Source organism: Lichenicola sp. GTC18331 (genome assembly GCF_055386855.1).
In genome coordinates this window covers 2,355,482-2,370,548 of sequence record NZ_AP045015.1, presented here as the reverse complement: position 1 = coordinate 2,370,548, position 15,067 = coordinate 2,355,482, and the positions used below count along the sequence as shown (strand labels likewise).

Here is a 15,067-nt window from a genome sequence, read left to right as displayed (position 1 = left end):
ACCTCTCACGGCTTGTGCCGGCCGAGCAGAAGCGCGCTCGGATGTCGGCTGATGAAATCGGCCAGCAAGCGAACCGAGCGCGCGGTCTCGTTCAACTGGTCCAGCGTCTGCTGAAGGCTGTGATGGAAGTCGGAATCGCCGCCATAGGCCGCCAGCGCGGCGTTGGCGTGCGTGACGGCTCCCTGGAGCTGATCGGCGATCGCAGGCAGGCGCTGCATCAGCGGCGTCATGCCCTGATCGGCATGCTGCGACAGGTGCTGCACGCTTTTCAGCGTTTCGGTCAGGCTGGCGAGGGCCTGGCGCATCTGCGGCCCGTTCACCGTGCTGTCTGTGTGCGCCAGCAGGTTGTTCACGTTCTCGCCGATCTGGGTGAGCGGCATGGCGGCGATCTTGTCGGCCACCGCGGACACCGATTCCATGATGCCCGACACGCCGCCCGCCTTGCTGGGCAGAACCACGGCATCGCCTTCCATCGAGATCGACGCCTTGGTGTCGTTGGGCACGAAGGCGAGCGAGATCTCGGAGGACCCGGTCAGCAGATTGCCGGTGCCGGTTTCGGCGCGCAGACCGTTGTTGACCAGGGCGCGCGCCGTGTTCTCGATGGTGGCGGGCGTGTCCGGATCGTCCGGCAGAACGCGCTCGGGCTGGATCTCCATCGCCACGCGCACGCGTGCGGTGCCCTTGGCCTTGTTGAGCTGCAAGCTCACGCCGGTGACGCTGCCGACCTGAAGACCGAACATGGTCACGGGGCTGCCGGCGTCGAGACCCTTCACCGAATTCTCGAAATAGGTGACCATCGGGATGCGGTCGCGATACCCGGCGCTGTCGGCATCGTCCTTGCTCGCATAGAGCTTGAACACCGCATTGTCCGGCGCGTCGGGCGCATCCTTGCCGCGACGCTGTTCCGGCAGGCCGAAGGCGACGCCGCCGGACAGCAGCGCCTGCAGCGATTCCACCTCGATATGCAGGTTGCCGCCGTTGAAGTTGGCCCGGATGCCGGACACGTTCCAGAAGCGGGTGTCGGCCCGGAGATAGCGATCGTACGGCTCGCGCACGAAGACCTGGATCGGGATCGGGCCGCGCCCGCCCGGCGGCATGGTGTAACCGAGCACTTCGCCCACCACCACATCGCGGAAGAACACCGGCGCGCCCTGGCTGATGGAGCCGATCTCGCCGGTCATGAGCGTGTAGGTGCGGCCGGGCTCGTCTGAGCGGACGCCGGGCGGGGCTTCCTTGCCTACGAACTCGCTTTGCTGCGCGCCGCCGGGCGCACCGGGATCGACGGCGATATAGGCGCCAGACACCAGCGTATCGAGACCACTCACCGTGGCGCCGCTGAGGCGGGGGCGCACCACCCAAAACTGGGCATTGGAGGTGAGGAACGGCTTGGACTGCGCGTTCATGCGCACGCGGATCTCGACCGTCTTAAGGTCCTTGCTGAGGCCCACATTCTCCACCGTGCCCAGCGCCACCGCCTTGTGCTTGACCTGGGTCTGGCCGGCGGTGATGCCGTCGGCGGTATCGAAGGTGATGGTGATCTCGGGGCCGCGGCTCGACAGGGTGGTCCAGCCCAGCCACGCGGCGACGACGACCACGACGATCGGGATCAGCCAGACCAGCGAGAAACGCGTGCGCCGGATGGAGGCAGAGGACGCCTGCTCGTCCATGGTGTCGCGCGTATGCGGCCGCGCCGCATCGCCCGAACTCTGTCCGCCATCCCGGTCGCGACCGTGGGCGGGATCGTCCTGTTGTCCACTCACGCGTTTACGGGCTCCGTTCGGGGGGAGGAGGCGGCTTCATCCGGACGGCCGTCCGGAGCCATGGCGGCGCCGTTCATGCCGGCCGCGTCCCACATGGTGCGCGGATCGAAGCAATCGGCCGCGAAGATGGTCAGCACCACCACCGCGGCGAAGGCGAACACGCCCGGATCGGCGCTGATATGCGCCAAACCGCTGAAACGGACCAGCGCCACCAGGATCGATATCATGAACACGTCGATCATGGACCATCGGCCGATGAACACCACCAGCCTGTAGAGGCGCGTGCGGTCGCGCAGCCGGACGGCGGACCGGCGCCACGTGCCGAAGCACATCAGGGCGAGGCCGGCGATCTTGAGCACCGGCACGGTGATGCTGGCGAAGAACACCAGCAGCGCCAGAGGCAGCATGTCGGCCTCGTAGAGCTCGCGTACGCCGGCCAGGATGGTGTGTCCGCCGCCCCGGTTGAGCTTCACGATCGTCATTACCGGATAAAGATTGGCCGGGATGTAGAGCACCACCGCGCAGGCCAGAAGAGCGACGCAACGCCAGAAGCTCTGCGGCTTCCGCACGCTGACGGAGGCATGACAGCGCGGACAATTCCCGAGCACGTGCTCCTTGGGCAGTACCCGTTCCGCCGCGCAGACCAGACCGCAGGAGGTGCAGGACAGCAGGTGTCCGGCCGGCGGCAACGGGTGTTCGGAGGAATCCACCGTCGACACCACGACGCGCCGCCCGTCCGGCAGGCGCACGAAGCGCGACACGCGACGTTTGCGCCAGACCTTGTCGACGTCGAAGGTGGAATCCGTCGCCGCCTGGGTCAGCATCAGCGCCGCCAGCGCATAGACGGCGGGCCCCACCTCCACATGCGCCAGATCGATCAGCTTGGTGTAGGCCACGAAGATCCCGAGCATGTAGACCTCGATCATTGACCAGGGCCTGAGATGATCGTAGCGGCGCATCAGGCGCGGCGCCCAGTTCGGCAGCGCCTCGCGCGATGCGCCCACCAGAATGAACAACATCAACGCGATCACGATCGGCGGCACGATCACCGTCGCCGCCATCACCAGGATCGCCACCAGACTCCAGCCTTCCCGCCAGAGCTCGAACGGGCCGGTGAGCAGGGTGACGGTATGGACGCGCCCGAACAGGTCCAGCGTCATCAGCGGCTGGGTGATGGCGACGAAATACAGCACCGCCGAGGCGATGCAGAAGGCGAGCGGGGTGGACACGGTCGGGTTTGGCCTGCGCCGGCCGAGCTGGCCATGGCAGCGGCGGCAATCCGCAACCTGTCCCGGATCGAGATCCGGGATTCGCTGGAAGAAGCCGCAGCTCGGACACTCGCACAGACCGTCGATCGCGTGGAGATGGATCGAGCGGCTCTTGCGCGGCGCCCCGAGCCGGAACCCGGTGATGGTTCGGCGACCCGGGCGCGCGGAGACACCAGCATCAGGCATGCGACGCTCCATGCGTTCGGGTTGGACGGGGAAAGGCCATGTTGCAGGAAGCCCGGGGGTTTTGTATAGGGCTGCTCGATGCCGACATAGCTCAGGGGTAGAGCAACTGATTCGTAATCAGTAGGTCCTCGGTTCAATTCCGAGTGTCGGCACCATTCTGTAGTGCCTGTTGCTTGCGCCCTACCCCAGCAACCGCCCGATCACCCGCGCCGTGTAATCCACCACCGGGATGATCCTCCCGTAATTGATCCGCTGCGGGCCGATGACGCCGATCGCGCCGACGATGCGGTTGCTCTCGTTGCGGGCCGGCGCCACCACCATCGACACGCCCGACATGCCGAACAGCCCGCTTTCCGCACCGATGAAGATGCGCACGCCGTCGCTCTTCTCCGCCAGATCGAGCAGGCGCAGCATGGTCTCCTCCTTCTCCAGCCGGTCGAACAGGAGCTGGATCGCGGACAGGCGCTCGATCTGCGTCACGTCCGACAGCAAACGCGACTGCCCGCGCAGGAACAGCGAGCCGCCCCTGCCCTGATCGCCCCAGGTCGCCAGACCGGACTCGACGATTCCGGCGGTGAGCTGGTCCAGCTCCGAGCGGTCCGCCGCCAGCTCCTGCGCCACGCGGCTGCGCAGTTCGGCCACGGTCAGGCCACGCAGACGCTGGTTCAGGTAGTTGCCAGCCTCCACCAGACGCGAAGGCGGCAGGCCGGGAGGCGTTTCGATCACCCGGTTCTCGACCTGGCCGTCTGCGCCGACCAGGATCACCAGCGCCCGTTCCGGCCCCAGCGCCACGAACTCGATATGCTTGATCTGGCCGTCCGTCTTCGGGGCCAGAACTAGGCCTGCGGCGGAGGACAGGCCGGACAGCATCGCCGAGGCGTCGGCCAGCGTATCCTCCAGCGATCGTCCGCGCGTTTCCAGCGACCGCACGATGGTGTCGCGCTCGTCTTCCGCCAGTTGTCCGAATTGCAGCAGCCCGTCCACGAACAGGCGCAGGCCCTTTTCGGTCGGCATGCGCCCAGCCGACGTGTGCGGCGCGTAGAGCAGTCCGGCCTCGGTCAGCTCGGCCATGACGCTGCGGATGGTGGCGGGCGAAAGCGGATCCGGCAGACGCTTCGACAGTGTGCGCGAGCCGACAGGATCGCCGGTTTCCACATATTGCTCGACGATCTCGCGCAGGATCGAGGCTGCGCGCGGGTCGAGGCCGGGCGGGAGGGGGCGAGGGCGTTGCACGCGCGGAAGCCTACGGACAGCGAGGGGGGAGTGGCAACAGGATGTGGGCCCCGCCCCGCCCGCCAAAGGGCGGTCGCCCTTTGGGAACCCAGGGTTTAGGAGAGGCGACGAAGAACGGGAGGAGACGCGGGTGTCGGATGTTCTGGTGCGGCCGTCGGGGCGGGCTGTGGATGCGTTGCGGGTGGTGTCGATCGAACCGGGGTTCTCGCATCACGCCGAGGGGTCGGCTCTGATCCGCATGGGCGGCACCGAGGTGCTGTGCACAGCGACGGTCGAGTCCAAGGTTCCGGGCTTCCTGCGTGGCCAGGGTCTCGGCTGGGTGACGGCGGAATACGGCATGCTCCCGCGCGCCACGCACAAGCGCGGCCAGCGCGAAGCGGCGCGTGGCCAGCAATCCGGCCGCACGCTCGAGATCCAGCGCCTGATCGGCCGTTCCCTGCGCGCCGTCACCGATCGCAAGGCGATGGGCGAGCTGACGATCACGGTGGATTGCGACGTGCTGAACGCAGATGGCGGCACGCGCTGCGCCGCCATCACCGGCGGCTGGGTCGCCCTATATCACGCCCTCAGCAAACTCGTGCGCAACCGCGTGCTGCCTGCCGTGCCGCTGCTCGGTCAGGTCGCGGCGGTCTCGTGCGGCTTGACCGGCGCGGGTGCGGTGCTCGATCTCGACTATATCGAGGACAGTGCCGCCGAGGCGGATGCCAATTTCGTTCTGACCGACAGCGGCGCCATCGTGGAGATCCAGGCCTCCGCCGAGGGCGCGCCGTTCACGGACGCACAGTTCGCCGAACTGCATGGGCTGGCCCGCGCCGGCATTTTCGCCCTGTTCGCGGCTCAGCGCGCCGCCGTTTCGGAGTCCTGACACGATGATCCGTCTGCAGTCCGGCGACCGCCTGGTTCTCGCCAGCCACAACAAGGGCAAGCTGGCCGAATTCGCCGCTCTCCTGGAGGGCACGGGCGTGAGGCTGGTGTCCGCTACCGAGTGCGATCTGACGGAGCCGGAGGAAACCGAAACCAGCTTCGTCGGCAACGCGCGCCTGAAGGCGCATGCGGCGGCGAAGGCGTCCGGCCTGCCGGCGCTGGCGGACGATTCCGGCTTCTGCGTTGCGGCGCTGGACGGGCAGCCGGGAATCTTCTCCGCGCGCTGGGGCGGTTCCGCACGCAATCCGATGGTGGCGATGCAGCGCGTACACGACGAGGGTGGCGCCGCCCTGGAAGCGGACCCGTCGGCGTGGTTCGTGGCGGTGCTGTGCCTGGCTCTGCCGGACGGGCGCGACGCCGTGTTCGAAGGGCGCATCGACGGCACTGTGGTCTGGCCGCCGCGCGGATCGGGCGGGCACGGCTACGATCCGATCTTCGTGCCGAACGGCGACGGGCGCAGCTTCGCGGAGATGCTGGAAGCGGAAAAGAACGCGATCAGCCATCGCGCCCGTGCCTTCGCGGCATTCAAGGAGGCCTGCCTCCCGGCGCAAGCGTGACGGCAGCGGCGCCGCCTTTCGGGCCGGCTGCCATTGTCCCGCCGTCCCGCGCGCTTCACTCTGCGTGTTGCAACGCTGTTGGAGCACGCATGACTGGTTTCCGTGGGGCCTGTTTGGTTCTTCCCGTTCTTTTGTCCGGTTGCGGTTACGGCGCATCCAAGCTGTCTCATCAGGCGCAGATCAGCATGATCGGCATGTCGCAGGCTGATCTGGTGGCGTGCGCTGGACCGCCGGACAAGACGGTCCAGCTCAGCGACGCCACGCAGATCTTCAACTACGTCTACAAGCCGAGCGGTACCGGCGGCTTCAATGTCGAGCTGCCGCTGAATCTGGGTGGCGTGTCCCTGGGTGGCAGCGGCACCTACTGCTCGGCCAATATCCGCGTGGTGAACCATCGCGTGAGCGAGGTGCACTACACGGGCGACAACGACAAGGCGATCGGCCAGGACGGCGTGTGCGCACCGATCCTGCGTGGCTGCGTGCGTCAGCCGGAACCGACCATGGGTCCGGTGAAGGACAACGGCGCCTCCGCCTTCCATTCGCCGCCCGTTCCGCAGCAAACCACGATTGGCGAAACCGTCACCAAATAAACGAAAAGGCCGCCCTTCCGGGCGGCCTTAACATTCAAAATGTCTTTTGCCTCTTTTCTTCAGAAAAGAAGACTTACCTGCCGCTCAGAATCCGCTCGACCAACTGTTTCACCGTCGGCACGAACCCGTTGGAGTAGAACGGGTCGGACCCGAAGCGATATGCGTTGTGCCCGCTGAACAGCAGGTTGCGCTCGGTGGCTTCCACGTCGTCATCCGCTGCATGGCCGATCGCCTGGAGCGTCTTCTGGATGCAGAAGGAGCGGGGATCGGCCTTGTGGCCGTTTGTGTAGGTCGGCCCCTTCTGGCTCCAGGAGGAGAAGCGGCATTCCGACAGGCAGCCCATGCACGCGGTCTGATCGGCGTTGATCTCGGCCGCTGCGGCGCGGGTCTCGAACACCAGCGTGCCGTCCGGGGTGCGCAGCGCTTCGGTGAAGCCGCTCTGCTCCCAGGCGCGGGCCCGATCGAGATCGTGCGGGGTCAGGAACACCTGACGACGGCCGCTGATCAGATAGGCTGCGGTGTGGTCGCCGACCGGCTCGGGCGAGAAGGCCACCTGGCGCTCGGAGCGACGGCGCAGATCGTTCAGGAACTCGTTCTTCACCGCAGAGGAGTAGAATCCGGTCGGGCTGAACTTGTTCAGGAAGATGTCGCCTTCCTTGAGCTGCATCAGCCGCTGCTTCCAGGCCTCGGGGATCGGGCTTTCGCGCGTCAGCAGCGGGCGGGTGCCGAACTGGAAGGCGATCGGGCCCAGATCGGGGTTATCGATCCAGTCCTCCCATTCCTCCAGCCACCACACGCCGCCGGCCATGATGATCGGCACCCGATCCAGCCCGAACAAACGCATGGTGCGGCGCAGCTCGAGCACGCGCGGCAGCGGCGGCTCAGGACGATCCGGGCTTTCGCTGTTGGACAGGCCGTTATGGCCACCCGCGAGCCAGGGATCTTCGTAGACCACGCCGCCGAGCAGCTCGGCGGTCTTGTGATAGGCGCGCTTCCACAGCGCGTTGAAGGCGCGGCCGGAGGACACGATCGGGTAGTAGTGGATGCCGAACCGGGCGGCGATGTCGCTCAGGCGATAGGGCATGCCGGCGCCGCATGTGAGGCCATGGATCAGCCCCTTGGCGCCTTCCAGCACCCCGGTGATGACGCGCTCGGCGGCGCCCATCTCCCACAGGATATTGGCGTGGATGCGGCCGCGCCCGCCGGCCAGCTCGTGTGCCTGCTGCGCCTGGGTGATGCCGCCGGAGATGGCGTATTCGACCATCTCCTCATGACGGTCGCGGCGGGTGCGTCCCTTGTAGAGCTGCGGAATGACCCGGCCCTGCTCGTCGTAGCTGTCGGCATTGACGACCGAGATGGTGCCGGCGCCGTCGGCGGCAGCCCAATGGCCGGAACAGATGCCGGTGGAAACCGACACGCCCTTGCCGCCCTCGACCAGCGGCAGGACGTCCACTCCGCCCATCCGGATCGCGTTGATCGTCTTCATCGCTCGGTGCCGCCGTTTCCCACCTGGGCGCGGGCATTGAGCCCGTTTTCTTCGCCCGCTCTCGTTCGCGTCTCATCGACGCCTGCGTCCCATGGAGCGGGTGCGGCGTCAGAACATGGTCCCTGTCTCAGATTGCAACGCCGGCCCGGCACCGCAAGACGTGCGATGGCCGGGCCGTTTTGCAAACCTTGTCAGGCTCAGTCGTCGTTGCGCTCGCGACGCGGGCCGCGCTCGCGACGCTCGCCGCCTTCGCCACCCTCGCGGCCGCCGGATTTCGGTCCGACCTGCTCGGAGATGTCGGCGCCGGTGGCCTGATCGACCACGCGCATGGACAGCTTGACCTTGCCGCGATCGTCGAAGCCCAGAACCTTCACCTTCACCGCGTCGCCATTGTTGACCACGTCGGTGGTCTTGTTGACGCGGCCCTGGGTCAGCTCGGAGATGTGCACCAGGCCGTCGCGGGCGCCGAGGAAGTTCACGAACGCGCCGAAATCGGCCGTCTTCACCACCTTGCCGTCATAGATCGCGCCCACTTCCGGCTCGGCCACGATGCCACGGATGCGGTTGATCGCCTTGTTGGCCTGCTCTTCGGAGGTGGCGGCGATCTTGATGGTGCCGTCATCGCCGATGTCGATCTTGGCGCCGGAGAACTCGACGATCTCGCGGATCACCTTGCCGCCGGTGCCGATCACGTCGCGGATCTTCTCCTTCGGCACGTTGATCACGGTGATCTTCGGCGCGTTGGCCGCGACGCCGCCGCGATTCTCGGTCAGCGCCTTGCCCATCTCGCCCAGGATGTGCATGCGGCCGTCGCGGGCCTGCTCCAGGGCGATCTTCATGATCTCCGGGGTGATCGACGTGATCTTGATGTCCATCTGCAGGGCGGTGACGCCGTTCTCGGTGCCTGCCACCTTGAAGTCCATGTCGCCGAGATGATCCTCGTCGCCCAGGATGTCGGACAGAACCGCGAAGCCGCGATCTTCCTTGATCAGGCCCATGGCGATGCCCGCCACCGGACGCTTCAGCGGCACGCCCGCATCCATCAGCGCCAGCGAGGTGCCGCACACGGTCGCCATCGAGGACGAACCGTTGCTCTCGGTAATCTCCGAGACCACGCGCAGCGTGTACGGGAAGGCTTCCTTGCCCGGCAGCAGCGGGTGCAGCGCGCGCCACGCCAGCTTGCCATGGCCGATCTCGCGACGGCCCGGCGAGCCCATGCGGCCGGCTTCACCGACCGAGTACGGCGGGAAGTTGTAGTGCAGCATGAAGTTGGAGCGGTATTCGCCTTCCAGCGCGTCGATCACCTGCTCGTCCTGGCCGGTGCCGAGCGTGGTCACCACCAGCGCCTGGGTCTCGCCACGGGTGAACAGCGCCGAACCGTGCGCGCGCGGCAGGATGCCGACTTCGCTGACGATCGGACGGACGGTCTTGGTGTCGCGGCCGTCGATGCGCAGGCCGGTATCCAGGATGGCGCCGCGCACCACGTCGGCTTCCAGCTCCTTGAGGAAGCCCTTCGCCTTGTCGGCGTCGAGACCCTCGGCGGTGAGCTTGGCCGCGATCTGCTTCTTGGCGGCGCCGACCTTCTCGTAGCGGCTCTGCTTGATCCGCTCCCTGTAGGCTTCGGCGATGTCCGCACGGCCCAACGCGTCGACGCGGGCCTTGAGGGCGATCTCCTCGGCGGAGGGCTCGGCCAGGGTCCAGGGCTGCTTCGCGGCATGCTCCGCGAGCGCGATGATGGCGTCGATCACCGGCTGGCAGGCGGCATGACCGAACGACACGGCGCCCAGCATCACCTCTTCCGACAGCTCGGAGGCTTCGGACTCGACCATCAGCACGCCTTCGGCGGTGCCGGCTAGAACCAGGTCCAGCTCGCTGTCCTTGATCTCGGCCAGGGTCGGGTTCAGCACGTACTCGCCGTTCTTGTAGCCGACGCGGCAGCCCGCGATCGGGCCGAAGAACGGAATGCCGGACAGGGTCAGCGCGGCCGAGCAACCGATCATGGCGACCAGCGCCGGATCGTTCTCCAGGTCATGCGACAGCACGGTCGCGACCACCTGGACCTCGTTGCGGAAATTGTCCGGGAACAGCGGACGCAGCGGGCGGTCGATCAGGCGCGAGTTCAGCACCTCGGCCTCCGACGGACGGCCCTCGCGCTTGAAGAAGCCGCCCGGGATCTTGCCGGCGGCGAACGCCTTTTCCTGGTAGTTCACGGTGAGCGGGAAGAAATCCTGGCCCGGCTTCACGCTCTTCGCGCCGACGGCGGTGCAGAGCACGATGGTGTCGCCGTAATGCGCCAGCACGGCGCCGTCGGCCTGACGGGCGATCTTGCCGGTTTCCAGAACGAGGGTGCGGCCGCCCCACTCGATTTCCTTGCGGTAGAAGTCGAACATCGGTTTGTCCTTGAGGTTTGGGACGGACGGCGACGTTTCGGACGGCATGGAGAGGGGACCCCATGTGGCCTGAAACGCCGGACTGGTCCGCCGTGGTTGTGCCAGGGCTCCGCCCTGGACCCGCCAGAGGGTGAAGCCCTCTGGACACCCAGTTGTTCTAGCAATTGGGTTTCAAAAGGGCGACTGCCCTTTTGTGGGGTCCAGGGGCAAAGCCCCTGGATCGGCTGTTAGCGACGCAGACCCAGACGGGCGATCAGCGCCTCGTAGCGCGCCACTTCCTTGCGCTTCACGTAGTCCAGCAGGCGGCGGCGGCGGCCGACCAGCATCAGCAGGCCACGGCGCGAATGGAAGTCCTTCGCGTGGGTCTTCAGGTGCTCGGTCAGGTTGGTGATGCGCTCGGTGAGCAGCGCAACCTGCACTTCGGGTGAGCCGGTATCGGCTTCGCCGGTCTTGTAGTCCTTGATGAGAGCGGTACGGCGCTCGGCAGTGATCGACATCGTGGTTCTCCGGGAACGATGGTTAGAGAAGGCGTTCCGGACGCAGCCACCCGTCTTCGAGTCGGCAGAGTCCGATCACGCGCCTGCCGTCCATGGCCCGGGCGATCCCGCCTGCGGGATCGGCCGTGTCTGGAATCCGGCCCATCAGTTCGACCAGGCTGATCGCCTGGCCATGCTGGAGGCTTGCCGCTTCGCTGCTGGTCAGGGCCAGCGCCGGGATGTCGGCCAGCGCGGTCGCGACCGGCAGCAGCAGCTCCGGCGAGGCGGGCGCGTTGTCCTCCGTCGCCAGGATTTTGTCCAGGGAAATCGCATCCTTCTCGTGGAACGGCCCCACGCGCAGGCGGCGCAGACCGGCCACATGGCCCACCGTACCGCAGGCCACCGCGAGGTCGCGGGCCAGCGAGCGCATGTAGACGCCTTTGCCCGACTGCACCTCGAAGATCGCCGTGTGTTCGTCCACGCGCTCAATCAGCTCGAACCGGTCGATCCGCGCCGGGCGCGGCTCCAGAACCGGTGGCCGGCCCTCGCGCGCCATGTCGTACGCGCGCTCGCCCGCCACCTTGATGGCGGAGAAGATCGGCGGAACCTGCATGATCTCGCCCCGGAACGCCGGCAACGCGTCGCGGAACTGCTGGTCAGTCGGCCTGACGTCGGAGGTGGCGATCACCTGCCCGTCGGCATCGTCCGTATCGCGCGCCTCGCCGATCCGCAGCGTGAAATGGTACAGCTTGGTGCCGTCCATGATGTAGGGCACGGTCTTGGTCGCCGCGCCGAACGCAACCGGCAACAGCCCGGTGGCGAGCGGATCGAGCGTGCCGCCATGGCCGGCCTTCTGGGCGTCGAAGCCCCGTCGCACCTTGTTCACCACATCGGTGGAGGTCATGCCCGCGGGCTTGTCGACGATCAGCCACCCGTCAAGGGCGCGTCCGCGCTTGCGTCGCATTCTGTTCGGTCCCGCGTTCGATGGTTCGGAAAGCGGGTGCGTGTAGACGAGCCGCGTGCGGGGGGCAAACGAAACGGAGACATGCCCGAGACGCGTCGGACGAGCATTCCGGCTCGAGGCAACGCGCTCCTCCGGTCTGGAGCTTCCCTTCTCGTCGGGAGACCGCCTCGCAATGACGGCCGTTCATCCGTTGCGATGACGGATTGTCGGGTTCCGCCCGTTCTTCCATCCTGTCGCCGTGATCAGGCCCGCCACCCTTTTTCTGCGCCTTCGATTGTCGCGCTGGCGGCTCTTCATCGGCAGTTGCGTCGGCACCTCGGTCCGGCAGCGGCTGAGCTTCGTGCTTGCGCTTGTCCTGGTCTGCCTCGCGTTAGCCGGAAACCTTTGGGACGACCGGAACGCGATCGCATTCTTCATCGTCCAGCGGACGGTTCTGGTCCGTGCTCTGGCCTCGACGGCGGCGCTGCTGGCCGGCTTCTGGATCGGACGCTCCACGACCCGGACCGCACGGCAGGAACTGGCGGCACCCTGGCTGGCGAGCCTGCCTTGGTCCGCACAGGATCGGCACCAGGCTCTGCTTCTGTGCTGCCTGCCCTCCTATGGCTTGCTGGTCGTCTCGATGCTGTCGGCGGTGACGCTGGAAGGCTGGCTGGTGCGCTGGACGGACATGGCCGAAACCGCGCCGGTGGGATTGATTCTCGTCTCCATGGGTTTCGCGTTCGGCTGCTTCTCCGTGTCGCCCTATGTCGCGACCTATCGCGGATCGCGGACGGTCCGCTTCCGGCACGCCACTCTTCTGCCCCTGCTGGACCAAAGGCGGCCACGCTGGCTCGGCAACTGGGCCCTGGAAGGCTTTGGCCCCGGCAACATCAGGATCTGCCTCCTTCTGCTCGCGATCCTGGGCGGGACGGGCATCGCCGGCAGCCTTCAAACCGGCACGGCCTGGCCGGCCGCTCTCGTGGGGGCCGTCGGCGGCCATGTGACGTTCTTCTACGCCCTGCGCTGCCATCCTCTTCGCGCGACGGCGCTCCGCGTGCTGCCGGTTCCGTTCGCGCGTGCTGCATGGGGCGTCCTCAGGCTGCCTCTCGCCCTGTCGCTCGGCTGGTTCGTTCTGCCGGGTCTGGCCGCCTTCGCCGTGGCGCCCGACGACCCGACCACGGCCGGATGCCTGATCGCCTTGCTGTCGCTCGACGGGCTGTTGATCGTCACCGCTCTCTGGCTGGCCGATTCGCCGACCGCCGGCCGATTGCTGCACTTCGTCGTTCTTTTCATGGCCGCCCAATACGCAGTCCGGCTCGGGATCAGCGAGACCTTCCTGCTCATGATTCTGATCGCCGTCCTGTGGCGCGCCGCCCGCCGCCGCTTCGTCCGGGGAATACGCTGAAATGCCACCCGCACTGCTCGAACTCTCCGGCCTGGCGGCCGGTTATGGCGGCCGGACCGCGATCGAGGACGTGTCCCTCCGCCTCGACGGCGGACAACTGCTCGGCCTGATCGGTCCGAACGGCTCCGGCAAATCGACGATCCTGCGCGCCATCGCCGGTCTGATCCCGGCGATGGCAGGCACGGTCGCGATCGGGGGCCATCCGATCGTGACGGAGCGGGAGCGCGCGCTGTTCACTCTCGGCTATGCCGTGGACCCGGCAGAGCTGCCCGCCGCACTGACCGGCCGGCACTATCTGGAGATGGTCGCCTCCGTACGCCGCTGCGCCGTGGACGACTGGCCGGAGCCCGAACTCGACACGGTGCTCGGGTTTCGTCGATGGCTCGATACGCCGCTGGCCCATTGCTCGCTCGGCACCCGGGCCAAGCTCTCCCTGGCGGGGGCGTTGCTGGGTGCGCCAGCCCTGCTGGTGCTGGACGAATCCCTGAACGGGCTCGATCCCGTCTCGAGCTGGCGGCTGCGACAGATTCTCCAACGCATGGTGGCGACCGGACGACACGCCGCAATCCTCTCTACCCATCAGATCGAACTGCTCGGCAGTCTGTGCACCGATCTCGTTTATGTGGAGGACGGCCGCATCGCCCATCGTTGGGATCGGCTCGATCTCCAGATCGCAGGCCCGGGTGGGGTCGAGGCCATGGTCATGGCCGCCGTCATGGGCACATCGGCCATGATTGGCTGATCAGTCGATCACCATCGGCCCGGAACCCGGCAACCGCTCCACCAGATCGGCGCCGACCAGCCTGGACGGCGTGTAAGCGCCCCCAGCCGGGGCGGTCTCCAGCACGTACTGGACCACCGTCAGCGATCCGGTCACGGTGAGCGCATAGCCGTTGGCGGTGCGGATCCGTGCTGTGCGCGTCTTTCCTTCCGTGTTGCGCGCTTCGCCCCAGACGAAGGACGGCAAACGTTCGCGCTGCTCCGCGTCGGGCCCGATCGCCTTGCCGCCGATGCGCTGCTTCAGGAAACGCTGCACCGCCGGGAGACGCAGCACGGGACGCAGCAGGTTGGCGATCCGCGCGCCGCGCACGATGCGGGGCGAGGTCGGCACGAACACGGCGATGTCGGGGATGCCGGTGCTGTGGAACGCGGTGGACACGTCGCCCCAGGCGATCGCCATGGCCAGCTTCTCGCCATGGCCGAAATCGATCCGCCGCGTCTCGTGCGCCAGAGGTACGGAGACGATATGGCCGCCGCGACGGATGCGCCCACCCAGGGCGAGTCCCTCCACCGTGGTGCGCGCCGTGCCGGGCGACAGGTGCGAGCGTGTGTCGAAGCCGAGCGCCAGGGTGGTGGCGTCCGGCAGCGCCTTCTTCAGCGCAGCGGCGACGCAATCGGTGGGGATCACGTCGAAGCCGACGCCGGGACACAGAATGATCCCCGCCTCGCGCGCCTGACGGTCGAGCGACTGCGCATGCTCGAACACGCCGATCTCCCCGGTGATGTCGAGATAATGCGTATGCGCCAGCAGACAGGCCGCCATCATCGGCGCGGCCGTGGCCGAGAACGGCCCGGCACAATGCAGCACCAGGGCGATGTCGTGCAGATGATGCGCCGTTCCTTCGGGAGCGCCCAAGGCGAACACGCGGCAAGGCAGGTCGAGTTCGGCGGCCAGCGCCTCGATCCTTGCCCGGTTGCGACCTCCCAACACCGGCTTTAGGCCGCGTCGTGCCGCTTCGCGGGCGATCAGCTCACCGGTATAGCCATTGGCGCCGTAGATCATCCAGTCGCCGGACATGCCATGTCTCCTCTTATCGGGCGCGTTCTTCGCGCCTCCATCCGGGGATGG

General features: G+C 67.2%; 13 protein-coding genes and 1 tRNA gene. 6 read left to right on the top strand and 8 right to left on the bottom strand.

Annotation, left to right across the window (positions count from 1 at the left end; translation table 11 throughout):
• Positions 1–5 precede the first annotated feature (5 nt).
• Both ACZ5BM_RS10815 and ACZ5BM_RS10810 read right to left on the bottom strand, forming a co-directional pair.
• Positions 6–1,667, bottom strand: a complete 1,662-nt coding sequence (locus tag ACZ5BM_RS10815; RefSeq protein ID WP_498911590.1) for a PqiB family protein — start codon at positions 1,665–1,667, stop codon at positions 6–8.
• Between the two features lie 89 nt (positions 1,668–1,756).
• Positions 1,757–3,214 carry a paraquat-inducible protein A gene (locus ACZ5BM_RS10810; protein ID WP_498907946.1) on the bottom strand — a complete coding sequence of 486 codons (1,458 nt, stop codon included), beginning with the start codon at positions 3,212–3,214 and terminating at the stop codon, positions 1,757–1,759.
• 80 nt (positions 3,215–3,294) lie between these two features.
• Between ACZ5BM_RS10810 and ACZ5BM_RS10805 the strand changes: the two genes are divergently transcribed.
• Positions 3,295–3,369, top strand: a tRNA-Thr gene (locus ACZ5BM_RS10805).
• Positions 3,370–3,394: 25 nt separating this feature from the next.
• Here the strand turns inward: ACZ5BM_RS10805 and hrcA are convergent.
• Positions 3,395–4,447 (bottom strand): HrcA family transcriptional regulator, encoded by a 1,053-nt coding sequence (gene hrcA / locus ACZ5BM_RS10800; RefSeq protein ID WP_498907944.1) that lies wholly within the window; start codon positions 4,445–4,447, stop codon positions 3,395–3,397.
• A 145-nt stretch (positions 4,448–4,592) separates the two neighbouring features.
• Here hrcA and rph point away from each other — a divergent pair, with 145 nt between their 5' ends.
• The 3 genes from rph (at position 4,593) to ACZ5BM_RS10785 (ending at position 6,518) form a co-directional block, all read left to right on the top strand.
• Positions 4,593–5,312: a ribonuclease PH gene (gene rph, locus ACZ5BM_RS10795; protein WP_498911588.1), complete on the top strand. Its 720-nt coding sequence runs from the start codon at positions 4,593–4,595 to the stop codon at positions 5,310–5,312.
• Positions 5,313–5,316: 4 nt separating this feature from the next.
• On the top strand, positions 5,317–5,928 hold the full coding sequence (gene rdgB / locus ACZ5BM_RS10790) for a non-canonical purine NTP pyrophosphatase (RefSeq protein WP_498907943.1): 612 nt from the start codon (positions 5,317–5,319) through the stop codon (positions 5,926–5,928).
• Between the two features lie 89 nt (positions 5,929–6,017).
• Positions 6,018–6,518: a hypothetical protein gene (locus ACZ5BM_RS10785; protein WP_498907942.1), complete on the top strand. Its 501-nt coding sequence runs from the start codon at positions 6,018–6,020 to the stop codon at positions 6,516–6,518.
• A gap of 73 nt (positions 6,519–6,591) precedes the next feature.
• Here ACZ5BM_RS10785 and ACZ5BM_RS10780 read toward each other — a convergent pair whose 3' ends face one another.
• From ACZ5BM_RS10780 to truB, 4 genes are all read right to left on the bottom strand, one after another.
• Positions 6,592–8,004, bottom strand: coding sequence for an NAD(P)H-dependent flavin oxidoreductase (locus tag ACZ5BM_RS10780; protein WP_498907941.1), 1,413 nt, complete (start codon positions 8,002–8,004; stop codon positions 6,592–6,594).
• A gap of 197 nt (positions 8,005–8,201) precedes the next feature.
• Positions 8,202–10,394: a polyribonucleotide nucleotidyltransferase gene (gene pnp / locus ACZ5BM_RS10775; RefSeq protein WP_498907940.1), complete on the bottom strand. Its 2,193-nt coding sequence runs from the start codon at positions 10,392–10,394 to the stop codon at positions 8,202–8,204.
• Positions 10,395–10,621: 227 nt separating this feature from the next.
• Positions 10,622–10,891, bottom strand: a complete 270-nt coding sequence (gene rpsO, locus ACZ5BM_RS10770; RefSeq protein WP_422864064.1) for a 30S ribosomal protein S15 — start codon at positions 10,889–10,891, stop codon at positions 10,622–10,624.
• Between the two features lie 22 nt (positions 10,892–10,913).
• Entirely contained in the window at positions 10,914–11,834 is a 921-nt protein-coding gene (gene truB, locus ACZ5BM_RS10765; protein WP_498907939.1) for a tRNA pseudouridine synthase B, read from the bottom strand.
• Between the two features lie 340 nt (positions 11,835–12,174).
• Here truB and ACZ5BM_RS10760 point away from each other — a divergent pair, with 340 nt between their 5' ends.
• Positions 12,175–13,218 carry a hypothetical protein gene (locus ACZ5BM_RS10760; protein ID WP_498907937.1) on the top strand — a complete coding sequence of 348 codons (1,044 nt, stop codon included), beginning with the start codon at positions 12,175–12,177 and terminating at the stop codon, positions 13,216–13,218.
• Position 13,219: 1 nt separating this feature from the next.
• Positions 13,220–13,960, top strand: coding sequence for an ATP-binding cassette domain-containing protein (locus ACZ5BM_RS10755; RefSeq protein WP_498907936.1), 741 nt, complete (start codon positions 13,220–13,222; stop codon positions 13,958–13,960).
• Here ACZ5BM_RS10755 and ACZ5BM_RS10750 read toward each other — a convergent pair whose 3' ends face one another.
• Entirely contained in the window at positions 13,961–15,016 is a 1,056-nt protein-coding gene (locus ACZ5BM_RS10750) for a saccharopine dehydrogenase family protein (protein ID WP_498907935.1), read from the bottom strand.
• Positions 15,017–15,067 lie beyond the last annotated feature (51 nt).